At 36.6% G+C, this 26,307-nt stretch carries 26 protein-coding genes and 1 pseudogene; 9 read left to right on the top strand and 18 right to left on the bottom strand.

Annotation, left to right across the window (positions count from 1 at the left end):
* Positions 1-13: 13 nt before the first annotated feature.
* Entirely contained in the window at positions 14-862 is an 849-nt protein-coding gene (locus EKQ63_RS07270) for a CPBP family intramembrane glutamic endopeptidase (RefSeq protein ID WP_173601718.1), read from the bottom strand.
* Between the two features lie 141 nt (positions 863-1,003).
* Here EKQ63_RS07270 and EKQ63_RS07265 point away from each other — a divergent pair, with 141 nt between their 5' ends.
* Both EKQ63_RS07265 and EKQ63_RS07260 read left to right on the top strand, forming a co-directional pair.
* Positions 1,004-1,708 carry a response regulator transcription factor gene (locus EKQ63_RS07265; protein ID WP_000272685.1) on the top strand — a complete coding sequence of 235 codons (705 nt, stop codon included), beginning with the start codon at positions 1,004-1,006 and terminating at the stop codon, positions 1,706-1,708.
* A 9-nt stretch (positions 1,709-1,717) separates the two neighbouring features.
* Complete coding sequence (locus EKQ63_RS07260) at positions 1,718-3,460, top strand: sensor histidine kinase (protein WP_087951627.1); 1,743 nt, start codon at positions 1,718-1,720, stop codon at positions 3,458-3,460.
* 248 nt (positions 3,461-3,708) lie between these two features.
* Here the strand turns inward: EKQ63_RS07260 and EKQ63_RS07255 are convergent, their stop codons facing one another.
* Entirely contained in the window at positions 3,709-4,074 is a 366-nt protein-coding gene (locus EKQ63_RS07255) for a VOC family protein (RefSeq protein ID WP_088327906.1), read from the bottom strand.
* Positions 4,075-4,135: 61 nt separating this feature from the next.
* The gene (locus EKQ63_RS07250) at positions 4,136-5,038 is read right to left on the bottom strand and encodes an AraC family transcriptional regulator (RefSeq protein ID WP_087951625.1); all 903 of its coding nucleotides are present in this window, start codon (positions 5,036-5,038) and stop codon (positions 4,136-4,138) included.
* A 118-nt stretch (positions 5,039-5,156) separates the two neighbouring features.
* Here EKQ63_RS07250 and EKQ63_RS07245 point away from each other — a divergent pair, with 118 nt between their 5' ends.
* Both EKQ63_RS07245 and EKQ63_RS07240 read left to right on the top strand, forming a co-directional pair.
* Positions 5,157-5,660: an RNA polymerase sigma factor gene (locus EKQ63_RS07245; RefSeq protein ID WP_140168599.1), complete on the top strand. Its 504-nt coding sequence runs from the start codon at positions 5,157-5,159 to the stop codon at positions 5,658-5,660.
* A gap of 5 nt (positions 5,661-5,665) precedes the next feature.
* A pseudogene (locus tag EKQ63_RS07240) lies at positions 5,666-6,785 on the top strand (anti-sigma factor).
* Positions 6,786-6,825: 40 nt separating this feature from the next.
* On the opposite strand, the gene EKQ63_RS07235 reads toward EKQ63_RS07240, so the two are convergent.
* Complete coding sequence (locus tag EKQ63_RS07235) at positions 6,826-8,205, bottom strand: MFS transporter (RefSeq protein WP_143880922.1); 1,380 nt, start codon at positions 8,203-8,205, stop codon at positions 6,826-6,828.
* Positions 8,206-8,336: 131 nt separating this feature from the next.
* Here EKQ63_RS07235 and EKQ63_RS07230 point away from each other — a divergent pair, with 131 nt between their 5' ends.
* Positions 8,337-8,669: a winged helix-turn-helix transcriptional regulator gene (locus tag EKQ63_RS07230; RefSeq protein WP_087951621.1), complete on the top strand. Its 333-nt coding sequence runs from the start codon at positions 8,337-8,339 to the stop codon at positions 8,667-8,669.
* Positions 8,670-8,708: 39 nt separating this feature from the next.
* On the opposite strand, the gene EKQ63_RS07225 is transcribed toward EKQ63_RS07230, so the two are convergent.
* The 3 genes from EKQ63_RS07225 to EKQ63_RS07215 all read right to left on the bottom strand — a co-directional run bounded on the left by EKQ63_RS07225 (position 8,709) and on the right by EKQ63_RS07215 (position 12,082).
* Positions 8,709-9,686, bottom strand: coding sequence for an HD domain-containing protein (locus EKQ63_RS07225; RefSeq protein ID WP_088327908.1), 978 nt, complete (start codon positions 9,684-9,686; stop codon positions 8,709-8,711).
* A gap of 204 nt (positions 9,687-9,890) precedes the next feature.
* Positions 9,891-11,018, bottom strand: a complete 1,128-nt coding sequence (locus tag EKQ63_RS07220; protein ID WP_143880921.1) for a metallophosphoesterase — start codon at positions 11,016-11,018, stop codon at positions 9,891-9,893.
* Positions 11,019-11,164: 146 nt separating this feature from the next.
* A complete protein-coding gene (locus EKQ63_RS07215) occupies positions 11,165-12,082 on the bottom strand; it encodes an alpha/beta hydrolase (protein WP_143880920.1) in 918 nt (305 codons plus the stop codon).
* A gap of 169 nt (positions 12,083-12,251) precedes the next feature.
* Here EKQ63_RS07215 and EKQ63_RS07210 point away from each other — a divergent pair, with 169 nt between their 5' ends.
* Together EKQ63_RS07210 and cytK2 are read left to right on the top strand one after the other, a co-directional pair.
* The gene (locus EKQ63_RS07210) at positions 12,252-12,797 is read left to right on the top strand and encodes a TetR/AcrR family transcriptional regulator (protein ID WP_087995376.1); all 546 of its coding nucleotides are present in this window, start codon (positions 12,252-12,254) and stop codon (positions 12,795-12,797) included.
* Between the two features lie 157 nt (positions 12,798-12,954).
* Complete coding sequence (gene cytK2, locus EKQ63_RS07205; protein WP_000830612.1) at positions 12,955-13,965, top strand: beta-channel forming cytolysin CytK2; 1,011 nt, start codon at positions 12,955-12,957, stop codon at positions 13,963-13,965.
* A 45-nt stretch (positions 13,966-14,010) separates the two neighbouring features.
* On the opposite strand, the gene EKQ63_RS07200 is transcribed toward cytK2, so the two are convergent.
* The 10 genes from EKQ63_RS07200 to EKQ63_RS07155 all read right to left on the bottom strand — a co-directional run bounded on the left by EKQ63_RS07200 (position 14,011) and on the right by EKQ63_RS07155 (position 23,741).
* The gene (locus EKQ63_RS07200; RefSeq protein WP_143880919.1) at positions 14,011-15,084 is read right to left on the bottom strand and encodes a sulfate/molybdate ABC transporter ATP-binding protein; all 1,074 of its coding nucleotides are present in this window, start codon (positions 15,082-15,084) and stop codon (positions 14,011-14,013) included.
* An 11-nt stretch (positions 15,085-15,095) separates the two neighbouring features.
* Positions 15,096-15,953 (bottom strand): sulfate ABC transporter permease subunit CysW, encoded by an 858-nt coding sequence (gene cysW / locus EKQ63_RS07195; protein ID WP_087951617.1) that lies wholly within the window; start codon positions 15,951-15,953, stop codon positions 15,096-15,098.
* 11 nt (positions 15,954-15,964) lie between these two features.
* Positions 15,965-16,792 carry a sulfate ABC transporter permease subunit CysT gene (gene cysT, locus EKQ63_RS07190; RefSeq protein WP_087951616.1) on the bottom strand — a complete coding sequence of 276 codons (828 nt, stop codon included), beginning with the start codon at positions 16,790-16,792 and terminating at the stop codon, positions 15,965-15,967.
* Between the two features lie 21 nt (positions 16,793-16,813).
* A complete protein-coding gene (locus EKQ63_RS07185; protein WP_087951615.1) occupies positions 16,814-17,869 on the bottom strand; it encodes a sulfate ABC transporter substrate-binding protein in 1,056 nt (351 codons plus the stop codon).
* A 212-nt stretch (positions 17,870-18,081) separates the two neighbouring features.
* Complete coding sequence (locus EKQ63_RS07180) at positions 18,082-19,107, bottom strand: S-layer homology domain-containing protein (protein ID WP_143880918.1); 1,026 nt, start codon at positions 19,105-19,107, stop codon at positions 18,082-18,084.
* An 89-nt stretch (positions 19,108-19,196) separates the two neighbouring features.
* The gene (locus tag EKQ63_RS07175; RefSeq protein WP_143880917.1) at positions 19,197-19,448 is read right to left on the bottom strand and encodes a hypothetical protein; all 252 of its coding nucleotides are present in this window, start codon (positions 19,446-19,448) and stop codon (positions 19,197-19,199) included.
* A 112-nt stretch (positions 19,449-19,560) separates the two neighbouring features.
* Positions 19,561-21,093 carry a fatty acid--CoA ligase family protein gene (locus tag EKQ63_RS07170; RefSeq protein WP_087951613.1) on the bottom strand — a complete coding sequence of 511 codons (1,533 nt, stop codon included), beginning with the start codon at positions 21,091-21,093 and terminating at the stop codon, positions 19,561-19,563.
* A gap of 161 nt (positions 21,094-21,254) precedes the next feature.
* Positions 21,255-21,587, bottom strand: coding sequence for a hypothetical protein (locus tag EKQ63_RS07165; protein WP_097610105.1), 333 nt, complete (start codon positions 21,585-21,587; stop codon positions 21,255-21,257).
* Between the two features lie 420 nt (positions 21,588-22,007).
* A complete protein-coding gene (locus EKQ63_RS07160) occupies positions 22,008-22,997 on the bottom strand; it encodes a lipoate--protein ligase (RefSeq protein ID WP_062922014.1) in 990 nt (329 codons plus the stop codon).
* A gap of 9 nt (positions 22,998-23,006) precedes the next feature.
* Positions 23,007-23,741 (bottom strand): MBL fold metallo-hydrolase, encoded by a 735-nt coding sequence (locus EKQ63_RS07155; protein ID WP_087965579.1) that lies wholly within the window; start codon positions 23,739-23,741, stop codon positions 23,007-23,009.
* A gap of 180 nt (positions 23,742-23,921) precedes the next feature.
* Here EKQ63_RS07155 and yhfH point away from each other — a divergent pair, with 180 nt between their 5' ends.
* On the top strand, positions 23,922-24,050 hold the full coding sequence (gene yhfH / locus EKQ63_RS07150) for a protein YhfH (RefSeq protein ID WP_000567010.1): 129 nt from the start codon (positions 23,922-23,924) through the stop codon (positions 24,048-24,050).
* Between the two features lie 39 nt (positions 24,051-24,089).
* Here the strand turns inward: yhfH and EKQ63_RS07145 are convergent, their stop codons facing one another.
* Positions 24,090-25,103, bottom strand: coding sequence for a LacI family DNA-binding transcriptional regulator (locus tag EKQ63_RS07145; protein ID WP_087951610.1), 1,014 nt, complete (start codon positions 25,101-25,103; stop codon positions 24,090-24,092).
* 197 nt (positions 25,104-25,300) lie between these two features.
* On the opposite strand from EKQ63_RS07145, the gene EKQ63_RS07140 reads away from it, so the two are divergent.
* A complete protein-coding gene (locus tag EKQ63_RS07140; RefSeq protein ID WP_143880916.1) occupies positions 25,301-26,242 on the top strand; it encodes a helix-turn-helix transcriptional regulator in 942 nt (313 codons plus the stop codon).
* The last annotated feature ends 65 nt before the right edge of the window (positions 26,243-26,307 follow it).

Raw genomic sequence — 26,307 nt, 5'->3', positions numbered from 1 at the left:
CGTTTTCTTCACCTTACTTATTCCCCACGACGTCTGAAAAGCTTTTTTCCTGCTCTACATATATAGCGGGCATTTCTTTACTCCAATATTTGCGGTTAACAAATAAAAAGATGAGTACTAAGTTTAATCCTGTTATAAAAATAATAAGTCCTGGAAAGAACGTCGTATAATTTGAGAAATCTGCAAAACTCATTATCTCTTCTTTATTTATTAAAAAAGAAGCACCGATTACAAATGCATTGTTTAACATGTGAATAGCGATTGGCATGAGTAAACTATTCGTACGAATATATACGATTGATAGTACAACGCTAAATACAATTGCACCTAGGAAATCAACGTGTAACAATGCAAACAATATTGCTACAACAATGATCGCTATACTCGTTCCCCATTTTGCTGCGAAGCGTTGCAGTAAAAATCCGCGAAAAACAAATTCCCCAATAATTGGTGCGATGAATACGACCATAATAACTTGATAAACATATCCTCCAGTGCTATCCATAATCGGTTCACGTAATGCGTTCATAATAAATGTCGGTGTAATCCACGCAAAGCTATACATGTACAAAATAAGATATCCATAACTAAACACGCATAACATGATCGTAATGTATAAAACTTGCACCAGGTTAAATGTTTCATTTCTATTAATAAATAATGAAAATGCAACACGGTGTTTTTTATACTCAAAAAAAATCCACGTAATCGGCAGAATATAGAATATAAGAATATTTATAAAAGTAGAATTTTGCATATGAAATGTATTTTCTATCAATTCATTACTGGCTCTTGCAACTACAGTTAATAGTGCAAATACAATTAAAAAATATCTGGCTCGCATCGTTTGAAACGGATTCACACTCATCTCCTCCCCTATGTTATTTTTATCATATCATTTGATTCTTAATTTTTTGAGAAAGAAAACCTTAAAATTTCCTTAAAAATTCCATAAGTTACCGAAAGATGATATGATATTCGAGGAAATTAGGAGGGATTTTTTATGTATGAAGCAAATATTTTGCTCGTTGATGATGAAACAGCAATTTTACAATTACTAACTACCATTCTTGAAAAAGAAGGTTTTTCTCATATTACAACTGCAACATCAGCTGAAATAGCTTTATCTCTCACTCAGCAAAACGATTACGACTTAATTATTTTAGATGTCATGCTTCCTGGACAATCTGGTTTTGATATTTGTCCCATCATTCGACAGAAAACAGATTGCCCTATCTTCTTCCTCACAGCTAAAGCATCTGATTTAGATAAAATATCTGGATTTGCACACGGTGCAGATGATTATATTACGAAGCCATTTAATCCACTTGAAGTAGTAGCTCGTATGAAAGCACAACTCCGAAGACATATGAAGCAAGTAATGACACATGAACAAAAAGCACACTCTAGTTCATTTGGTAGATTTGCAATTGATCGCGATTCCGCAGAACTGACAGTGAATGGACATGTTGTCGAATGTTCCGCCCAGCTATTTCAGCTACTACTCTTCTTTTGCGAGAATCCGAACTATGTATTTTCGAAGGAAGAAATATACGAAAAAGTTTGGGGAGCACCAGCCTATAATGGCGATGACAATACCGTTATGGTTCACATTCGAAAACTACGTGAAAAAATTGAACAAGACCCAAGTAAACCAGAATATATAAAAACCGTTCGCGGACTTGGCTATAAGTTCATTACAAAGTAGGGTGACGATATGAATTTTAATAAACGACTCATTATCCAGTTTATTCTGCAACACGTATTTGTTTTAGTTACATTACTAATTGCTGTAGTAGCTGCTTTCACTTATTTAATTTTTCTTGTTACGAGTACTTCATATGAACCGAATATTCCAGATGCTGATAATTTTATGATTGCAAGATATATCTCTTCAGAAGATGGCGATATTTCGTTAAAAACTGAAGTAAAAGACTTAATGAAAGAGAAAAATGATTGGATTCAAGTTGTAGAGGAAAACGGAAAAGTTCTCTATCACTTTAATACACCTAGTGACGTACCGACATCTTATACGAAGGCATCTTTATTCTCATATATACAGAATCACATAGAAAGCCCTTATACATTTACGTATTGGGAAATTGAATTAGAAGAAAAGAATGTGCTTGTTATTTACGGCAGTATGTTAAAAAGCAATGAATTACTAAAAACAATCCAGAAAACGCACCCTTCTGTATCTACGGATTCGTTCACATTAACAGAAGAAGAACAGCATTTACTTTCTAAAGAAAAAGCAACACTTCAAATCTTTAATAGCGTTGGCGAAGAAGTATTCTCCTATCCAAATGGAAAGAAAAAAACATTTTCTGTTATACAAGCCGCTCTTAGTGAAAAAGAACCGTGGAATCATAAAGAAAACACGTCTAGCTTTTATGACACAAATAGCAATCATCTCCTTGTTGTAACTGCCAAAAATGAGCACTACTACCCAGATGATGAAATAGAAGATGTATTTACTAAAAAGTTTCTAATCGGATGCGGATTAATCCTTCTTATCGTATTTGTTTATTTAGTTATTCTTTCTATTTGGTACGGTAATAAATTTGGAAAACCGTTATTACATGCGATGCGCTGGCTTAAAAACATAGCTGGCGGAAAGTACGAAGAACCTGTTAGTAAAAAAGGGAAACCTATCAGATTCAGGCGATCTGGTAAAGAAAAATGGTCATTCCGCTTGTTTCGAGATGTTACAAGTTCACTAGAGCACCTTTCTATTACACTCAAAAAAAATGATGCGATGAGGCAAGTACTGCAGCAAACACGTGAGGAATGGATTACCGGTCTCACACATGATTTAAAAACACCACTAAGCTCTATATATGGCTATGCTTTATTACTAGAATCACAGCAATACAACTGGACTGATCGTGACATTCAACAATTCGGTAGTGTTATGAAAGAGAAATCTCAATATATGACGACATTAATTGATGATTTAAGCTTAACGTATCAATTAAAAAATAACAGTCTTCCTGCGCAACACGTAAATATTGAAATGAATCAATTCGTTCAAAAAGTATTATTACAATTCATTAATAATCCGACACTTCAAAATCAAAATATTGAATTTGTACCAAGCTCAAATAAAATTCAATATTTTATTGAAGAAAAATGGTTCCAGCGTATTATCGAAAACTTACTCGCAAACGCCATAAAACATAATAATGAAACGACAAACGTCATCGTAAAACTTTCGCAAAATGGAAATTCATTTACACTCTCTATTTCAGATAACGGAAAAGGAATGGATGATAAAACGAAAGAACTTCTCTTTGAGCGATATTATAGGGGAACAAATACAGAAGAAAGCAACATCGGAACGGGACTTGGCCTCGCTATTACAAAGCAGCTCGTTCATGCTCATAACGGAACGATTTCCATTGATAGCGAACTTGGAAAAGGAACGACGATTATACTTGTTTTTCCGTTTCGTTCATAGAAAAGGCGCTATGTGGCGTCTTTTCTTTTTTCTATTCTGGGAGAGTTCAGCGGTAAATGAAATGATATAGACCATCTTTATGAGTTATTTTAGCGGTATATGAAATTACATATGCAATTTTACGAATATATCGGCGATTTTCTGAATATATCGACTTACCGACAAAAATCGACAACGATAACCTACTACTATACAAAGTAAAAATAACCTTCCATAACTCACTATGAAAGGTCATCTCCATATTTTAGCTATTTCCCTACTAACACAAACACATTTTCATCAGGTGCTTCCATTACCGCAACATGTCCTGATTCTGTTGGAAATGGTTCGCGAATCCATTTTACATCTTTATTATCTTTTAAACTATCATACGTTTGTTGCACATCTTCTACTAATACTTCGACTTCTATAAAATTAATATCCGGATGATTGCTTATTACTAACTCCGAACTTTTCTCATCTGGAAACTTCAATCCTATTAACGTCCAAATAACCCCTTCTTCTAGTTCTCTCTCTATAATCCAGTTTTGCTCCATTCCCATTTCTTTATAAAAAGAAACGGATTTTCCTATATCCTTCGTATGTATAGATACACATTCTAATTTTTTGAACATCTTCCCATTTCTCCCTTGTATAAAATAGCGAATCATCTCCCAATGATTCGCCCTTATCCTATTATTTTTTCTTCACCGGTATCCAAAGCTCTACTTGAGCGAACTCACTCTTATCTTCGTGGCAACGCTCATCGTATAATTCAAACTCTGTAACGCCGCAATGTTCATAGCCTGAATGCGGGAACCATTCTGAGAATACTGCATTCCACGTTTGGTGAATAGACGATACCATTTCTTCATGAGGAACTTTCGGCGTTGTAAATACTGCATATGTTGCTGCTGGGAAAGTACGCTTCGCAACTTCATTTGGTACATTTTCAAAGCCTGTAACTTCCATTCCGATAATATAAGTGAAGTCGCCCGTTTCTAAATTAAAATCAGTACATAATCCAAGCTCTACCCATTGGCTCGTATCTTTACGATTCGGAATTGTCGTTCCAAGATCTTTTTGTAAATATTCTTGCCAAAATGCTGGAATGTCTTGATGGTTTTTCCCTTCTTTACTCGTCGTCTTCAGTTCATAACCCGCCACTAAAAATTCTGGTTTATTTACAATACGATATTCCATTTGTATGCCCCCTAAATACGGATTTAATTTTCTTTGCTTTACATTCACGCTGTAATACATCGGTGTTTCTATTTCTTGCTTTCGATATTCACTCGGTGTCATTTGAAATAATTTTTTAAAGGCTCTCGTGAACGTTTCATGAGATTGAAAGCCATGCTCAAATGCGATATCAATAATTTTTTCATCCGTATGAGAAAGTTGATAAGCTGCCCGGGCTAACCTCCTCTTTCGAACGTACTCCATTACTGTATCACCTACTAACGCCTGGAATACACGATGAAAATGCGATTCAGAAAAACCTGCAATACGTGCTAAATTACGCAGCGTCTGTTTTTCCATTACATCTTCCTCAATATAATCAATTGACCTTTGAATTTGTGTTTCATAGCTTTCCATCTCTGTTCACCCGCCTTATATGTATTATGATAAAAGAGAATCTTATCCAATTCTTGACGTTTTTTACTATAATTTTAAAAACAAATGTAACTTTTTTATATGTATTTCGTTGTTATGTATGAAGGGAGGGAAATTAGTGAAACGCAAACAATCATTAGAAGAAATTTACTCAGAGCATATGCATGATTTATTTCGCTATCTTCTCTCCCTAACCGGAGATTCCCATTTTGCTGAAGATCTTATGCAAGAAACATTTTACCGAATGCTCGTCCATATTAACTATTATAAAGGAGAAGAAATTAGGCCTTGGTTATTTACAATTGCCTACAACGCCTTTATCGATTGGTACCGAAAAGAGAAAAAATATAAAACAACGACAATTGAAGAATTCCATTTACCAAACGTGCCAAGTACAGAGCACTCTTATTTCGTAAAACATGAGATTGCTAGTTGGTTAGAAGGTTTATCTTCTCTTCCGCTCGAAAGACGAAATGTCCTACTACTACGAGATTACTACGGATTCTCGTATAAGGAAATAGCAGAAATGACCGGTCTCTCACTAGCGAAAGTGAAAATTGAATTACACGGGGGACGGAAAGAAATGAAAGGCATTAAGGAGTGATACAGATGGGTTGTGCAGCATTTAAAAAACTATGGAAGAAGTACGAAAACGGAACGCTCACGCATGATGAACAGGAACTGTTAGAAAATCATATTGAAACATGTGAAGAATGTGAAGCTTACTTAGATGAGTTGCTTTTGAAGAATGAACCAATAAAGAAAAAAACTACCACCACTAAATCTTACAGTCCCGTTTTGGAAAATAAAATGGAAACAACGTTGGCAAACCGTTAGTTTTGTCCTTGCGGTTTGTATAGCAATCTATTTTTTCGGTCATTTTTCGTCTTCTCTTTACTTCTATAATATGAAAAAGTTAGCCGAAGTAAATGAGATTCCAGCACTCGCACTAGAAGCAACCATTCCAAATAGTCGTTCCGCTGGAGGCAGTACAAAAATCAAACCCTTTTTCCGTACAGAAAATGAAATGAATTTAGTTAAAACTGTCGGCAAAAAAGAAGTTCAATTCGGTACAGTAACAACGAAAAGCTTCTTATCGTCTGTAACTGTTACAAATAAATCTTGGGCAAACAAATTGAATTACTCTAATCTTTATTTTGTTCATCCAAAAATAAAACAAGGTGATCACTTAAAAGAATCGTCTAAAAAAGTTTGGGATACACTTGCAAAAGTACATGACGGAACCGTTGCTGAAGTAGCGATATCTTTTGACAAACCTTACAAGTTGCAGGAAGTAGAATCCCTTTTATATAGCGTATTTGGAGCACAAGAAATGCCGCCCACTCCTCTATGGTACGCTTTAGACACAGGACAAGAGAGAATAGATGAGGAAGATTTCATCTTGCATAGCGGAGAGGTTATCGGATTTCCAGAACATATAAACCTCCCTGATAGTGAAGCTGAACGACCGAAGACAAAAGAAGATGAAGTAATCGAAATGATGCGCATCCTTTCTGAGCATAAAAAAACTGTAAGCAAAACTACTTGGACTCCTGAAAAAGAGCTGAACTTAGATAAGCGTTATGAGTATGTAAAAGATAACGGCGTAAAAGTATATGGAATTGTCATTACAGGCCCGTCGAAAGAGTTATTAAAATTACAAAACTCGCCTCACGTTCGTTATGCGACTCTTGGAGATATTGAGGTTTGGAATTGGCTTGATCAGTAATGTGGGAAAAGTAGAGCATCTAGGGGGGCTGCTCTACTTTTTATTCCCTCTCCACAAACTTCCAAACTAAAAATACTGCACATAAATAGGCGATTCCAATAACTAAAAAACTATTGCTTGCCCCTTTGTACCAATTCGATGATTCATTTAAAATGATTCCCATAATTGCTATACCGACTAATGCACCAATTTGACGATTTACATTTAAAGTTGCTCCAGCCATATTCCCATTTTCACGACCAGCAGATTTCATTACAATTGTAGTCATGGCAGGTACTGCTATACCGATTCCAAGATTAACAACACTATAAATGATTGCAATTCCTATATAACTCACATTATTTACTAGAAGCATTAATAATAAAGACCCTATACTAGCTATAAATAACGCTATGAATAATAACGATTTTGAGCTAAACTTAGTCACCATTTTTGCGAATAATACATTCCCAATAACAAATACGCTCATCATCGGCAATAGTTGTAATCCTGCTACAAATGGGCTTGCTACATATGCTTTTTGTAAAAAGAGTCCAAACATAAATATGCCGCCAAATAACGCAAAGTTTATTAGAAATCCAACTATATTCGCCGAAATAAATGTCTCGTTTTGGAACAACACTCTTGGTACAACTGAGTTTTTTGATTTTCGTTCTGCATAAACAAAGAGAATAGTAGTTAATACCGTCCCCACTACTCCTCCTAAAATTTGAGGCGAAGACCATCCGTAACTTGGCCCTTCAATTAGAGTAAACGCCAACAATGTTATTGCAATTATACCGATTAAATGATTCGCTACATTTATCTTCTCCTTTTTCGGTAAAACATTTGGAATAATTACAAAAGCCATTAAAATACCAATCATCCCGATTGGAAGATTTATAATAAAAATGCTTCGCCAACCAAATGTATTTACTAAAAGGCCACCAATAAAAGGGCCCGTACCAGAAGCAATAGAGACAATTGCGGACCATATCCCAAACATTTTAGCTCTCTTCTTTTCATCTGGAAATGATACTACTAATAAACTAAGTGAACTTGGCATAAATAAAGCCGCTCCAACACCTTGAATTATCCGCCCTATAACAAGAGTGTTCCCCGTTGTAGCAACCGTACATAAAAGAGATGCGAACACAAAAATAATTAAACCAATCATATATATTTTTTTTGCTCCAAATCGATTGGCCAACGCCCCTCCAGCTAATAATAATGCCGCAAAAGATAAAATATATCCGTCGACAATCCATGTCGAACTATACAATGTCAGTCCTAATGTTTCTTGAATATTCACTACCGCAACATTTACTACTGTTACGTCTAATGTTGCCATAATAAACCCCATCGCTAAAGCGATTAAAATGATAATACCTGATTTCTCTTTAGTTTGAACATCTAAATTTCTACTAGCCACCCCACTCACTTACTCCCCTTTCAAAAATTAGTAATTTACCTATATATTCCTTTAGGACTATAATAAATAAAGTACTTCATTTATAAAAGTACTGATTTTTTATATAGTACCTATACTTTTATATAGTAAGGAGTGTTTATATGGAAAATACAAATAAAGAAACTTTATTAAAATGCCCTATTGAAAAAACAATGTCTGTAATAGGCGGAAAGTGGACCTTCTTAATTTTAAGAGATTTGTTTTATAGTCCTAAACGTTTTGCTGAGCTTGAAAGATGCCTAAACGGTATTAGCCCACGCACCCTATCTCTTCGCTTAAAAGAACTTGAACAAGAAAATATTATAAAGAGAACAATCTATTCAACTATGCCACCTCACGTGGAATATTCACTAACAAAAAAAGGTGAAACACTCCGTCCTATTTTTGACGCGATGAAGGATTGGGGAAACGAGTGGAAAATATTAGATGAATAGAAAGAAGGTATCATCTTATGTGATGATACCTTCTTTCTGTTAATCCGAAATCACTTTCACATACATCCCTCTCACCGCTTTTTCATAAGCAATTTCGCTCATCTGCCTTATTTTTTCTGATACGACAGACGCTGGAACAACTTCCCCTTCATGAAGTAATGGAGGATCAATGAGACGGACTTTATTTTTCTGATACAAATCGTAATCGTTTCTATCTTCTTTTACTATTACATTCGGGTGGACTTTGCTTAATAAAGCATGTACTTCTGGATCACTACATTGCTGCAATTTCGAAATTAGCTCATCATCTTCAAGAAGAAAATCATCTGCATGAATAACCTTTTTGTGTAGAGCTAACTTTAGCGTTTTTGCTAACATATCATTTCCGTAACTATTCATTGGTTGCATAAAGAAATCGATGACTTCTTTGTAATACGTTTCTGTAAACCACTCTGCCATTTCGATGTTTTGAAGGACCATTTTTCCGTTTACTTCAATTACATCTTCTAAAAAACTGTGAGCTTCTTCTAAAGAAATATACCCATATGTATACATATCTCGTAACGTATAATCCACTCGATCTGCGCATAATTCGGGCGCTGACCTTTCCAATAACGTCCACTTTGAATCATCTAATAAAATATCTTCATAGTTATAGCCATACTTTGCAAGAATCGCTGGAATTTCTGAGTTTTTCACAACAGAACTAAATATCTCTTCATGATAACTTTCATTTCTATTATCAAAAACGTAATCAATCACATGAGAAAAAGCAGTATGCGATACGTCGTGCAGTAAACCTGCAATTTGCTCTTCTACTGAACCACCTAACTTTTTAACTAACAACATAACGCCAACTGAATGATCAAAGCGCGTTACATTCCATTCCTTGTTCACTAAATAACTTGCGCCAGTTTGATGAATACCTTTTAGTCTTTGCACAGACTTACTTAAGATTAATTCTTCTACTACTGGATCCACTTCAAATTCTCCGTATAGTATATCTGATATGATCACTTATAATCCCCCTCTATCTTAGCCGCCTCTTATAATCGTACCTCTTTTATAAAATCAACACCAACGAAAGTTTTAAATCCGAATATATTGATATTAAATTACAAATGTTGTATATTATACATGTCTGTTATTTGTTTTAATTCATTTGTTTTTATTGAGTGCTCCTTATGTGGAGCCTTTTTTATTTGTAAAAATAGAGAGCCATTAGCTCTCTATTACATACACTAATTCAAACGTAACCTCCACCTGTACAATCTCCGACCTACTTCCAAGTCTTAATGGTGGTCCCCAAAATCCGAAACCAGAAGAAACAATTGCGTGGAATGCACCTTTTTGTGCGTATCCCCAGTCTAGTTCGTACATTCTTCTCGTTACAATATGATTTGGCGCCATTTGTCCGCGGTGCGTATGACCGGATAATAGTAAATCTACGCCAGCATCCGCTGCTTGTTTTAACTCGAATGGTTGATGATCCATTGCGATAACTGGCATCGTTTTATCTACCGTACTCATAAGATTTTCAAAACTTTGGCGATCTCGCTCAGTTTTATCCCTTCTTCCAACGAGATAAAACTGATCTTCAATTGTAATTACTTCATCTAATAAAATGCGAATATCAATCTTATCCATCTCTTGCAGGAATTCTGGAACTGCTCGCCCGTAATATTCGTGGTTTCCTAACACACCATATACACCTAGTGGAGCTTTCATCTGTTTCATAATATGTCCCATATTTTTTTGAATGAACACACCTGGATGATCATCTATAATATCACCTGGCAGTAAAATAATATCAGGCTCCATTTCATTTACATGACGGACAAGTCTTTTTAAATGCGAAACACCAGACAATTTACCGAAATGCATATCAGAAGCCATCGCAATGCGTAAGCTTTTACGTCCCTCTACTTTTTTCGGTATGTGCACCTCGTATTTTCTTACTACCGGGCTATATGCGTTGAATACTCCGTACGCAAAGATTAAAATAAATGCAGCTAACACAGCCGCCCCTGTCCAAATAATTGCCGCTTCTTTCTCCACTGAAAACTGTAAAAGAAAGACCATAATATTAGCTAAAGGCAATAGCATAAGCGCGTATTGTATGACCGCAAACCAAATCGAACCTATCGTTCGTAGGAATGGCAGAAACTTAAACACTTGCACGAGAATGTACGCATATGAAATAAATCCGACTACGAAAGCGTAATATCCCCAAGATTCCCAGCCAAATACTGCATGAAGCCAAACCCAGCCGTTCCAGCCAATGTAAAACATAAGTAGTGTGTATACAAGTAACATAGTAAATATATTGAAATAGCGAAGATTCTTCACAGCGTGCCTCCTTATGTATTTCTTCTATTATATCTTGTTATGCACGTTAAACGTAAATATTAAGCACTGCAATCTTCACAATAAAAACCCCTAATTGCTAGACGCAAATCTAACAATTAGAGGTGCAATTCAAAACAACATTCCTTTTACAGATTTTCGTTATAGAAACTTGTTAATTTTTCAACCGCAATTTTTACTGGTTCTGTTTGATCATATAAATCGTAGTGACTCGCACCTTCCACAACAAGTAAGTCTTTTTTCTCTGATGCTGCTTTCTCATAAAGCTCATGACCATCTTTATAAGAACCGAATGCGCCTTGCTTGCTGCCGACAATAATTTGCAGCGGCTGCGTTAATAACGTATCTGCTAAATGGAACGCATCAAAACCAATTACCGATCCCATACTTGTAAAGTTTAATTTGTTTGGAGAGTTCACACTTTGACCTCGCGGCGTTGTGTAATACTCAACTGCTTCTACAATATCTATATCCGTCATACCTGCTGCCGCTAACTCTTCCTGATTTTTAGGAATCCAATTTGTAATCATTTCTTCTGCTCCGCGCGCTTCAGCAGTACGTTGTTTACCAATTGCCTCTAACACACCAATCGGGTTAGACTCACGATTTAAACGACCGATATTTGCACCAACAACTGTACCAACCGCTTTAATACGGCGTTCTGTCATCGCAGCATTTACCGCATAACCACCGCCTGCACAAACCCCTAACACACCGATACGTTCTTCATCTATATAAGGTAGGGTAGTTACATAATCTACTGCTGAGCGAATATCCTCAACTCGCGCAGCTGGCTCTTCCATATATCTCGGTGCACCTTCACTTTCACCTTGATACGATGCATCAAACGCAAGCGTTACATACCCTTGTTCTGCTAACTTTTCCGCATACAACCCTGCTGTTTGATCTTTACAGCTACTACCTGGATGCACACAAACAATCGCTGCATTTTGTTTCTTTTCCTCAGCACCTTCGGGAATGTTCAAAATACCTGCAACTTGTAAACCTCTTGCATAAAATCGTACATTTTTCTTCGTAACTGCCATATATAAAACCACCTTTATCTCATTTTTAATTTTACACTTGTGAGAGTTATTACTCATGTGTATATTTATAATAAAGCGAGCAACCACTTGTTTCAATGACCACATTTACGCATTTAGGTCATAATACACACATACAGAAATATGTGTATCAACAACGGAGGAACACCATATGGAGAAAATCGATCGAAGAATTATAAAATCACAAAACGCCATTCAATCGGCATTTATAGAAATGTTAATTACAGATGGTTTCGACGAAATTACAGTAAAAAACATTACCGAAAAAGCAAACATCGGGCGAAAAACTTTTTACTTACACTATCTAGATAAGTACAATTTATTAGATAAAATTGTGGACGATCATTTAGACCAATTAAAAGAAATATGCTATGAGAAACAAAACAAAGGATTTATAGAAGGAACGATCATATGGTTTGAATACTTCAAAGAACACAAACCATTTTTCGCGGCGTTATTTAAAAGTAACAGCACATTATCATTTCAAAAAAAATTATTAATTTTCATCATGGGCGAAATAGAGAAAAAGTTAAACACAAACACATCAATAAATAAAAACATCGATAAACACATCATTTTAAAATTTTTAGGAACGGCTGTCATGGGCATTTTGGAATCTTACGTGTTAGACGAAATTGATAGTGATGTTGAGTATGTTGCGACGCAAGTTGGGGAGTTGATGAGGAGGAATATATAAACAATACAGCGGCGATTCCCTTGAGAAGGATTCATAAAATTTCACTATCCAAAACTCACCTATGCAATTATGCATAACTATCCCTTCCGTTTTATTTTCATGTTACGATATAAACGAAATACGACATATATCGACAAAAATAAAAGGAAGTGATTGTATGAAACGCTCTAAAACGTATTTAAAATGTTTAGCATTCTCCGCTGTTTTTGCTAGTAGCGCTTTGGCACTTTCAACACCTGCTGCTTACGCTCAAACGACGTCACAAGTTGTAACAGATATCGGGCAAAATGCAAAAACACATACGAGCTATAATACATTTAATAATGATCAAACTGATAATATGACAATGTCTTTAAAGGTAACTTTTATCGATGATCCAAGCGCTGATAAACAGATTGCCGTTATTAATACAACTGGTAGTTTTCTAAAAGCAAATCCTACTATAAGTAGTGCGCCTATTGATAACTACCCAATCCCTGGCGCTAGTGCAACATTACGCTATCCTTCACAATATGATATTGCCTTTAATCTTCAAGATAATAGCGCCCGTTTCTTTAACGTAGCACCTACAAATGCTGTAGAAGAAACGACTGTAACCTCTAGTGTATCTTATCAACTTGGCGGTTCTGTTAAAGCTTCTGCAACGCCAAATGGGCCTAGCGCTGAAGCTGGCGCAACTGGTCAAGTAACTTGGTCCGACTCTGTAAGCTATAAACAAACAAGCTATAAAACAAATTTAATTGACCAAACAAATAAAAACGTAAAATGGAACGTATTCTTTAACGGATATAACAATCAAAACTGGGGTATTTATACACGGGATTCCTACCATTCTTTATACGGAAATCAACTGTTCATGTACTCTCGCACATACCTATATGAATCTGATGCAAAAGGTAATTTAATACCGATGGATCAACTTCCAGCGCTAACAAATAGCGGTTTCTCTCCGGGTATGATTGCTGTTGTTATCTCTGAAAAAAATACAGACCAATCTAACCTACAAGTCGCTTATACGAAACACGCCGACGACTACCAACTTCGTCCAGGCTACACATTTGGAACTGCAAACTGGGTTGGAAACAACGTAAAAGATGTTGATCAAAAAACATTTAATAAATCGTTCACACTAGATTGGAAGAATAAAAAATTAGTAGAGAAAAAATAGATAAAGAAAACCGAACCGCCATTTAGATGGTGGTTCGGTTTTTATTTAAATAACAAAATCCTCCGGAATAAACACCTTCACTTCTTTCGGCTGTACGTATACAACATCACCCGCTTGAATACTGAGCTGCTTGAACTGTTCTTTACTTATTTCTGCTTCTAAGTACTCATCTGTTCCATCTCGTTTTAATTCTACATATACGACAGGTCCAACTGCGTGAGAGTATGATACTTTCGCAGGGATTGCATCTACACTTTGTTTCGTACGGGAGATGGATAAGTGATGGGGCCTTACGTAAGCTACTCCGTCTACGTTTGAAACGTGTTTATGCTCTGGTGCTTCTAGTTCTACGGATCCTACATTTAGCTTACCTTTATGGACGCGGCCGTGAAATAAATTTACATTTCCTAAAAAGTCGTACACGAACGGGCTTGCTGGATTTTCATATACTTCTTCCGGTGTTCCCATTTGTTCAATGCGCCCTTCATTCATTACAACGATGCGGTCTGCAACGTCTAACGCTTCTTCTTGGTCATGCGTTACGAATACGCTCGTAATTTGAAATTCGTCGTGTAATTTTCGGAGCCATCTTCGTAATTCTTTTCTCACCTTTGCATCAAGTGCACCGAACGGTTCATCAAGTAATAAAATTTTCGGTTCGACTGCAAGTGCCCGCGCGAGTGCGATACGCTGTCGTTGTCCGCCAGATAATTGAGCTGGATAACGTTTAGCAAAGCCATCCATCTTTACAAGCTTTAATAATTCTATTACCTTTTCTTCTATCGCTTCTGCTGAAGGTCTTAAGCTTTTCTTTCTTACTTTTAAACCGAAAGCGACATTTTCAAATACATTCATATGTTTAAAAAGCGCATAGTGTTGGAAGACGAAACCGACTTGCCGATTTTTTACGTGAATGTCTGTTAGATCTTCCCCTTCAAATGAAATAGAGCCTTCATCCGCTTCTTCTAATCCTGCAATAATTCGTAATAACGTCGTTTTTCCAGAACCTGACGGGCCTAATAAGGCGACAAGTTCACCCTTTGGGATATCCAAATGAATGTCTGTCAACGCTTGAAATGTACCATATTGTTTTGATACACCTTGAATTTGAATACTCACCGTAATCCCCCTTATTGTCGTTTTTCCATTCGCCATTCGATCCAGTTTTTTATAACGAGCGTAAACACCGCGATTAATGACATTAACGTCGCTACTGCAAACGCTGCTGAAAATTGATATTCATTGTACAAAATTTCAATATGAAGCGGCATCGTATTCGTAATGCCGCGCACGTGACCTGATACAACAGAAACGGCTCCAAACTCACCGATAGCACGGGCATTACATAGAATCATGCCGTATAAAAGACCCCATTTTATATTGGGAAGCGTAACGCGCCAAAACATTTTCCAGCCACTTGCGCCAAGTGATAAAGCTGCCTCCTCTTCACTTTTCCCTTGCGCCTGCATAATCGGAATTAATTCACGTGCAACGAACGGGAAAGTTACAAAGATTGTTGCGATAATAATGCCAGGTACAGAGAAGATAAGTTTCACTCCATGTTCGAGTAACCATTCACCAAGAGCCCCCCTCGGTGTGAAGAGTAAAACGAACACTAATCCTGCGATAACTGGTGACACGGCAAACGGCAGTTCAATAAGAGATAATAATACCTGTTTCCCCTTAAACTGAAACTTTGTAATAAGCCACGCGGCCGCTATCCCAAATATTGTATTAAGTGGCACAACGATTAACGCAACGAGAAGCGTTAACCTAATTGCTGAAAATGCTTCTTGATCTGTGATAGCAGCAAGATATACATCAAATCCTTTTTCAAAAGCTTTCAAAAAAATTGTTACGAGCGGGAGCAATAGAAAGAGAGATAAAAATAAAACTGTAATCGTAATTAATATACTCGGTACAAGCTTTGAATCTTTTTTAGATGACACGCTTTTTACTATTTTCTTTTCTAATAATGTTGGTTCCATTTTCTCTCCTCCTATTCACTTTTTAATTCATGCCTTCTACTCCAGCTTTGAATCATGTTAATAAAAAGAAGGAACAGGAGAGAAATAATAAGCATCACGGTCGCCACAGCTGTTGCACCTGCGTAATCATATTGTTCTAGTTTCGTCATAATCATAAGCGGTGCGATTTCTGTTTTCATCGGCATATTCCCGGCGATAAAAACGACAGATCCGTATTCTCCTAATGCCCTTGCGAATGCGAGTGAAAAGCCAGCAAGTAAGGCTGGGAATATTTCTGGCAAAATGATTTTTATAAATATTTGGAGGCGTGACGCCCCTAAACTAGAAGCCGCCTCTTCTACTTCTTTATCAATATTTTGAAGTACCGGTTGCACCATTCGAACGACAAACGGTAACCCAATAAACGTAAGTGCAACAATAATTCCGAGCGGCGTAAAAGCTACTTTTATATGAAACAAACTAAATATTTTCCCCACCCAGCCATTTTCGGCATATAGCGTTGTCAGTGTAATACCAGCTACAGCAGTCGGAAGAGCGAATGGTAAATCTATTAATCCATCTAACAATCGTTTCCCTGGAAATGTATAACGAACGAGTACCCAAGCAATTAGCAAACCAAAAATGGCATTTACAACTGCTGCTGCAAGTGAAGTCGTTAAACTCACTTGATAAGAATGCAGTACACGCTCGCTCGTTACAACCTCAGCAAATTTCTTCCAACCTAACTGTGAAGTTTGAATAAATACGATAGAAAGTGGTATAAGTACGAATAAACTCATATATAGCATTGTAAATCCAAGAGATAATCCAAACCCCGGTAAAACACGTTTTTTCCTCATCTTCTTTCACCTCATCCCCCCTTATTTTTTATAAATTTGATCGAATATACCGCCATCATTAAAATGTTTTTCCTGCGCTTTTTTCCAACCACCAAATAGTTCATCTACTGTAAATAATTGAATCTTCGGAAATTGAGATGCGTATTTTTCTGCTACCTTTTCGTTACGAGGGCGATAGAAGTTTTTCGCTGCAACTTCTTGCCCCTTTTCTGAATACAAATATTCAAGATATCCTTCTGCCACTTTTCTCGTTCCTTTTTTATCAACTACTTTATCCACAACAGCTACTGGTGGTTCCGCTAGTATACTAATTGGAGGTGTTACAATTTCAAATTTATCTTTTCCGAGCTCTTTTTGTGATAGTAATGCTTCATTTTCCCACGCGATTAATACGTCACCAATTCCTTTTTCAACGAAAGTTGTCGTTGCTCCGCGTGCCCCTGAATCTAGTACTTCCACGTTTTTATAAATTTGACCGACAAACTCTTTCGCTTTATCTTCACTATTGTTATATTTTTTCAACGCATATCCCCATGCCCCTAAATAGTTCCAACGTGCTCCGCCTGATGTTTTCGGATTAGGCGTAATGACAGACACACCTTTTTTCGTTAAATCATCCCAATCTTTAATTCCTTTCGGGTTTCCTTTTCGTACAAGAAATACAATTGTTGATGTGTACGGAGTGGAATTATCCGCAAGTCGCTTCTGCCAATCTTCTGCTAGTTGTTTCTTCTTACTAATTGCATCAATATCATAAGCAAGTGCTAGTGTAACAACGTCTGCTTCTAAGCCATCAATGACAGAACGCGCTTGACTTCCAGATCCTCCGTGTGATTGTTTTACATTTACTGTTTGCCCATGCTTCTCTTTCCAGTACTTCGCAAAATCTTTATTGAAATCTTGATATAACTCCCTAGTTGGATCATACGAAACATTTAAAAGCTCAACTGTATTTTTATCTCCACTTCCTTCAGAATTATTAGTGGATGTTGCTGAACCACACCCTGATAAAAGTACAACTGCTGATAATAAAACACCTGTACTTTTCATAAACGCTGTCTTTCCCCACTGTTTCATCGTTAAATCCCCCCTTAGTTTATACAATAGAAAAAGGCACACAATATATTCACAAACGTGAACATTGTGCGCCTTCAGTTTATCTGATTAGCTTCTAATGTATTCGATTTCTTTTCATTTTAATTCCGCAATTCGCATGTGTCAACTTGGAATTTGTTTTTTTAATAACGAAAAGTCAGTGTGGGAAAATCCTCACTGACTTTTCGTTCACTTTATTTCTTCAACTTATCCGTCTTCGCAATAAATTGTGCTGCTTCCGCACGGCTTACCGCTTTATCTGGAGCCCAGCCATTATCTGTTCCAATTGAAATGTTTTCTTGGATTAAAATATTGGCATACTTCGCACCCCAATGATTGTTTAAGTCAGCAAATTCTTTCGGTAGTTTTATATTTTCATTTCTTTCTAATTTATATGCATTTACTAGCATAGAAGCCATTGATGCACGGTTAATTAACCCGCTCGGATTAAAGTTACCCCTCTCATCACCTTTTACAATACCTGCTTTTTCAACAGCAGCGATATACGGCGTTGCCCAGTGATTTTGTGCATCAGGGAATGATGGCTTTGCATCTTTCTTAATTTCTAACCGTAAAACAGTTGCTAACATTTTTGCAGCGGAACTACGATCGATATTTTCAGCTGGTGCAAATGTACCGTCTGGCTTACCGTGTACTGCTTCTTTATCTACTAAATATTGAACTGATTCTTGTGCCCATGCTGGTACGTCAGAGAATTTAGGATTCTGTTCAATTGCACTCGCATCAATTTCAAACTGTACTTGATATTTATGATCATATTTAATTGCTGGAATTAATATATGCATTTGCATATTATGTTTTTTCGAAAACTCATCAATTTCAAATTGAACAACTTTCGTACCGTTATTCGCTTTATCTTCGGAAATTACTTTTACATCATGGAATGTCCCTACTTTATTCGTATCTTCTACTCTAAGATACTGGAAATAGCTACTATCTTGAACTGTTAACGTAACGATTTTTTTATCACCTTGAATGGTTACTTTTGCATTTTTTAAATATGTAGACGCAACAGATGTATCATTCGTTTGATCTTTATAAGTCTTTAAAATAACGTCATACGTGCCATCTGCTAGTTTACTATTTGCTTTCATTTCAACCGCTGCTTCAGCTTTCTCGATTGGTGCCATAATACCGCTAAATGGAACTACTAACGTTGCTGCTATAACAAATGCATTTACATGTTTTTTCTTAATCATTATCAATATGACATCTCCCTTTATATGAATATACCCAACATAACCATCATATTGATAATGATTATCAATGTCAAACAAAAATAATACTATTATTTCCTACATAAGTACGCTTTCCGCTCATTTTTAAAAAGTAAATAATGCGCCGTATGAACTTTCCGTTCTAAATAATCGATAGAGTACGAGCTTGATGGATCCACTAAATCACCTATCGCTCCTGAAAGATGATCAATGACTTGCTGCAGTATTTCTAAGTTTTTCTTCTCACTTTCCGCGTTCATTTCATCCATAATGTCACAAATAAGATATTGTACTCGTTGCAAACGTAATTCCTTCTGCTCCACGTATATCTCCTCCTTATTAGTCATATTACGGTTTAAATATATGGCACCCTAGCTTAACCAATGCTAAAAAATAGAAAGGCAACCATCTTCATAAAGATGGTTGCCTCTATTTTTAAACTTGTATCGCTTTCTCTCTCAAAGCTCTTCTCAGCAACTTGCCTGTCGTATTCTTCGGCAATTCTGCTAAAAACTCGATACTCATTGGTACTTTATATTTTGCTAAATGTAACGTACAGTAATGCATGAGTTCCTCTTCTGTTACGTTAGCCTGTTTCAGAACGACGTAAGCTCGTACTGCTTCTCCTAAGTTTTCATCAGGAACGCCGATTACGACAACTTCCGCTACTGATTCGTGCGTATATAATACTTCTTCTACTTCACGAGGATATACGTTATAACCGCCAACTAGGACGATATCTTTTTTACGATCAACGATATAGAAGTAACCTTCTTCATCCATTTTCGCCAAGTCACCTGTATATAGCCAGCCGTCTTTCAACGTCGCAGCTGTGTCTTCTGGTGCGTTATAATATCCTTTCATAACGTTCGGCCCGCGAACAATTAATTCACCGACTGCACCAACAGGTACTTCTTCCCCAAGCTCATTTACAATTTTATTTTCTACATGCCAAATATTTGTGCCAATCGATCCTGGTTTACGAGGACGATCTAGCGGATTGAAACAAGTAACTGGTGATGCTTCTGATAAACCGTATCCTTCTGAAACAATAACGTCAAAACGTTTTTCAAAGTTTTGCAGAAGAGCAACAGGCATTGACGCACCACCTGAAATACAAAGGCGAAGCGTCTTCACATCTTCTGCGCTTGCTTCTTCAAATAAATATAAATAATTGTACATTGTCGGTACACCAGCAAAAATCGTCGGTTCGTACGTACGACAAATACGGAATACTTCTTTCGGACTAAATTTCGGTAACATCAAAATCGTTGCTCCGTTCACAATCGGTGCATTTACCGCCACTGTTAAACAGAATACGTGGAACATCGGCAGTGCCGCAACGACGCGATCATCAGCCGTATATTGTAAATACGATGCCACATCACTCGCATTACTATATAAATTTTTATGAGTTAACATAGCACCTTTCGGTTTTCCAGTTGTGCCCGAAGTGTATAAAATAACCGCTACATCTTCTTCATCTAGTTCAGGACCTTCGTAAGTTAAATCTCCAGCCCCTATCATTCTGGTAAACGTTTTCATTTTTTCGGTTTCTGTATGGTTAAAATCTGATGAGGTTTCACATATGATGATGTTTTCTAATGAAGGAAGTCTTGTTGTAAGAGATTGTATAACAGGTAGAAGGACGTCGAGTACGATGATTGTTTTTACATCTCCATTTTGTAAAATGTAATGCATTTCGTCTGCTGTATAAATTGGATTAACTGGAATAACAGTTGCTCCAGCTTTCATTGTTCCGTATAAACCGACCAAAAAATGTGGTGAATTTCCAACAACTAATGCGACATTGTCCCCTTTTCCAATGCCCATTGCTGCTAAATTGCTAGAAAACCTTGTGACCATTTTGTTTAATTGGTCATATGAGACCGACTGATCCATAAATATATAAGCCGGTTTATCCCCCTTCTTTTTCGCCGTTTCAGCCAAAGATTGAACGAGATTCACACAAACCCCACCTTTATAAAATTTAGAATATTTAAAAATTCTAAATTAATTATATTAAAAGAAAATTAAAGTGGCAAGTGTTATTCCATTAACTGCATATAAACAGATCACCTTCTCTTCATTTACTTTGGAAGGATAAGGGAATTTTATTTGCAAGTAATTTATGAAACTAGACCAAAAATCATTTTAGGATAATATGCACTCATCTTTTCTCTAAGTTTAGTAAGTTCCTCTTTATTTAACGTCGTATGCTCTCCAAACAAGTTGATCGCGTCCGCTCCATCTTCATGAAAATACACCGTAACATATAATGTCGGTAACCCTGTATTGTCTTCATCTATTGAAAAAACGACATCTGGTGTCTTATTAACAGTGCTGAATGTTTCATTTCTTTTCCACTTCTTATTTTGAAACATGTCTTGTATTTCCTGTATCTTTCGTCTGTTATCTGTATGCGTAAAATATATAACATTATCTTTCGCTGGTTTGCCAATAGATAAAGTGAAACTTTAATCAGTGGGGGTTTTCTTCATCCCCGACTGATTATTAGTTGAACCAATCGGACTTTTATGGGCAGTTGATCCCCCACCTAACTTCTTTGCTTTCGCTGAATTTTGAGGTGGGGATCTTACTGCCCATTAAAGTCGGATAAAAGTGTGCGACTTTGGGACGTTTCATCGTTACAAGCTGTCATTCCGATGACGAAGCTGAGCAATAATACAACGTACATTACCCTCTTCATTTCAATCCGCCTCCTTTTAAATATATATATTCCTTTATAAGGGGCAAATGTCTTGTGATTTTATGGTATATGAAATTATATCAGCGATTTTTCGAATATATCGACTTACCGACAAAACGCGACAATCTACGCAAAAAAAAGAGGCTGCTCGTTACGACAGCCTCCCTTATTTTTAGAAGAACAAATGTAAGAAATCTTCTGTTGTAATATTACCGAAGTAGCGTGCGATATCTACGCCTTCTAAAGCTGTAGTGAATGCATCTTTATCGAATTGTACGCCTGTTAGACGTTCTTCAATATCATGCACATCTAGTGAACCGAAGAAGTCACCGTAAATTTTGCATTCTGTTACTGTTCCTTTTTTCACTTCAAGACGAACATCAACTTGTCCAACTGGGAAGCGGTGTGAATGTTGTAAGTTGAACTTCGGAGATTTTCCGTAGTTCCAATCCCAATTTTGGTAGCGCTCTTCAGAAAGTTTATGGATTTCTTTCCAATCTTCTTCTGTTAATTCATACGTTGGAATTTCTGTTTCCCCTTCGAAAATTGTTTCTAGAAGAAGTTGTCTAAACTCTTCTGTCGTCATTTCTTCGTTTAGGAACTCTGTAATATTCGCAACGCGGCTACGAATTGATTTAATGCCTTTTGATTGGATTTTATCCATTTTTACTTTTAACGCTGATACGACGTGATCGATTTCAGAGTCAAATAGTAACGTACCATGACTGAACATACGACCTTTCGTTGAGAACTGCGCGTTACCTGAAATTTTTCTGCCTTCAGCTAAAATGTCGTTACGACCACTTAGTTCTGCATTTACCCCTAATTTACCAAGCGCTTTCGTTACAGGCTCTGTGAATTTTTTGAAGTTGCTGAAACTATCTCCATCATCTTTCGTAATAAAGCTGAAGTTTAAGTTTCCTAAATCATGATATACTGCGCCTCCGCCCGATAGACGACGAACAACATGAATACCTTTTTCTTTTACGTAATCTGCATTAATTTCTTCTACTGTGTTTTGGTTTTTACCAATGATAATAGAAGGTTCGTTAATGTAGAAAAGTAAATAAGTTTCGTTAATGTCTAAATTCTTCACACAATATTCTTCGATTGCTAAGTTTATTCTAGGATCTGTAATTCCTTTATTATCAATAAATAACATCATATCACCTCATGAGTTCCATACGTAGCCACTATGCGCTAGCGTAATATGGCCACTGAAAATTTGTTTTGCTTCTGTTACTAAATCAGCTGGATTGCCTGTATGCGGTAAGTGCGTTAATAAAAGTTCTTTTACATTCGCATCTTTCGCAATACTTGCTACTTCTGTACTATTCATATGCCCTGCTTTTGCAGCCTCTTGATGTGCATACATATTACACTCACAAATGAAAAGATCAGCATCTTTCGTGAATGGAATAAACTCAGGAATATAACTGGAGTCAGCGCTGTATACTACGATATCACTACCTGCTGTAATACGCATCGCAAAGCATGTAACAGGATGAACAGTTTTTAAGAATGAAATCGAGAACGGTCCAACTTGAAGTGTTTCTTCTGGATTGTACGCGATTCCTTTGGTATGCGGTTCATGCGTTAAAGAATTAAATCCATTCTCATCAAACGTATGACCGTATATTGGTAACTCCGGTAGTTGTCCCTTTGTCGCGCTCGTAATTAATCTCGCATATTGCAATACCCCAATGTCTGCAACATGATCGTGATGGTAGTGCGACAGTACAACTGCATCTATATGAGACGGTGTTATATATTTTTGAAGCTGTGCTAGTACACCACTACCACAGTCTACAAGTAAACGAAAACCATCGTGTTCAAACAAATACCCCGACGTTGCTTCTCCCGCTTCTGGAAAGCCGCCCCAAAAGCCGACAACAGTCATTTTCATATGTATCAATCCTTTCTAAAACCGAGTAGAAATGCATGTTTTACTTACATCCTACATTGTTAACTATAATCCATTTCCTAAACTTTTTCATTAATTTTCAATTTTGTTATAAAACAGTTGTTGACTTTCGTTATTTGTACTAATACAATGATAGTAAGAAATGGAAATGGAGGGATTGACATGATCGATCAACCAATGGAGTTTTTCAGAAATTTACCGACGAAAACTTGTGCGCACTGCGGGAAAGAAATTGATGAGCAGCACGAAGCATACCATAACAAATGTGATGACTGCGTTCACGAAGAATAGTAGTTTGTGAACATAAAAAAACCTAGCAGACATAGTCTACTAGGCTAATAACATCGTATCCTTCATCGTTGAACCTTTCACCAAGAGCTCCAGTTCAAACTCATACAATTCTTTTTTTCGATAATTTTTCGTATGGATTTTATCCATCATCAGGTCGACAACTTTTCGGGCCATCTCATCGATTGGCTGTTCAATTGTCGTAATACCTGGCTCTGTAATCTGTGATAAAATTTGATTATCAAAACCGATAACAGCGAGATCATCTGGAATACTCCAGTCATGGCGTTTCGCCTCTGAGATAATTCCAGCTGCTACCTCATCGCCTCCTGCCAAAATCGCGGTAGGATTTTTTTTGTCCTTTAATACTTCATGGAATATTCGTTTTCCATCCTCCCAAGAGAAAGCGTTTTCAAGAAAATCGATCGCTTCTACTTCGCGGCTCTTCTCTGTTATCGCACGTAAAAAGCCCATTTTTCGCTGTTGGCTAACGACTTTGGTTTCGTTACCACGGCAAAAAATAAGATTACGATACCCTTGTTCTAACACATGCTTAGCAGCTATGTATGCTCCTTGCGCATGATCAAACTTCACTGTTGGAACATTTGCTTCCTCAATATATTCATTACATAACACGATTGGACCGTGCTGTAAGTATGGCTCTACATCTTCCCATGAATTTTCTAGTGAACATAGAATAATCCCATCTACTTGTTTCGTAGATAATAATTGTAAATACTCCATCTCTTTTTCCGGTAAATATCTTGTTTGACAAATAATCAGTTTATATTTATGTTCAGAAGCAGCAATCTCGATTGCTTCAATAAATCTACTGAAGAAAGGATTTGTAATCCTTGGAACTAGCACCGCAATTGTTTCCGTCTTTTGTTTACGAAGCCTTCTCGCCGCAGAATTAGGAACGAAGCCTAAATGCTTCATTGCTAATTGAACCCTTTTTTTCTTCTCATCTGAAACATATGGATGATTATTAATCACCCTAGAAACCGTTGTCCTTGATAACCCCGCTAATTTCGCCACGTCCTCTATAGTCGACACGAAATTCTCCCCCTTTGCATGAAAACGTTTTCTTAAATTGATTATATAGTATATTATTGGAAACTGCAATATCGGTTGTTATGATTTTACTATATTAATATTATACATAGGGAAAAGTATGTTAATGGGAGGGGAGAACATACTGCTTTTAGAAGTTTACAGTAAGCATATTTATAAAAATTTGAAGGTGATATTTCATGAATCGGACAGATCGTTTATTAGCCATATTAATTGAATTACAAAGAAGACAAACTGTTACAGCAAAAAGCTTAGCTGAAAAATTCGAAACAAGTATAAGAACTATTTATCGAGACATGGATGCACTTAGTGAATCTGGCGTCCCACTTTTCGCCATGCCCGGCCACGGGTATTCATTAATGGATGGTTATTTCTTGCCCCCCATTCAGCTTACGCCTGAAGAGGCTGTTACTCTTTTACTAGACGGTGATTATATCGAGAAAACTTTTACTTCTTCTTTTTCTGTACATGCACGATCAGCAAAAGAGAAACTTGAAATTGTTCTCCCTGCTGATCAACAAAAGAAAGCCCAGGAATTACGAGAAACTTTTCGTTTCCTTTCTCCTATATTTTCACATCAGCAATCTGAACAAAAGAAACTAGAAAATCAACTTCTTCTATTGCAAGAATCTATTCAAAAAGAACAAGCTATCTCTTTTTCTTATCGGAAACCGAGAGAAACTACAAAAATAAAGCGGACCGTTCATCCTTATGGCTTAGTCAATATTTCAGGAATTTGGTACATCGTTGCCCACTGTTTACTTCGAAAACAAATACGCAATTTCCGCTTAAATCGTATGGATACATTACAGCAAGAACAAGAATTTTTCACAAAACCGAAAGACTTTTCTTTACAAAACTACAAGCCTGAAAGCAGTCGTACTGTTACAATCCATTTATTGTTTCCATCTCATATTGCTCATAAAATTATTGAATCACGATATTTTTTTATAGATTCATATGAACATAAAGATAACGTTTTTCACGTCTTATTGAAATCAAGGAACATAGACGAAGTGTTTCAATGGGTATTGAGCTGGGGAAGCCAAGTGCAAGTACTTGAGCCAAAAATTCTTTCTGAGAAAATCCGTGATGAAGCAAAAAAAATGTTAAAACTTTAATTTCACTACTGACATAATGCTGTCAGTAGCCCTCCTTTATAGTAGGTATTAACAAATGCATTTTC

The organism is Bacillus sp. BD59S (genome assembly GCF_007363175.1).
Classification (GTDB): domain Bacteria; phylum Bacillota; class Bacilli; order Bacillales; family Bacillaceae_G; genus Bacillus_A; species Bacillus_A pacificus.
The sequence above is the reverse complement of the archived record's forward strand: the minus strand, read 5'-3'. Positions and strand labels throughout refer to the sequence as shown.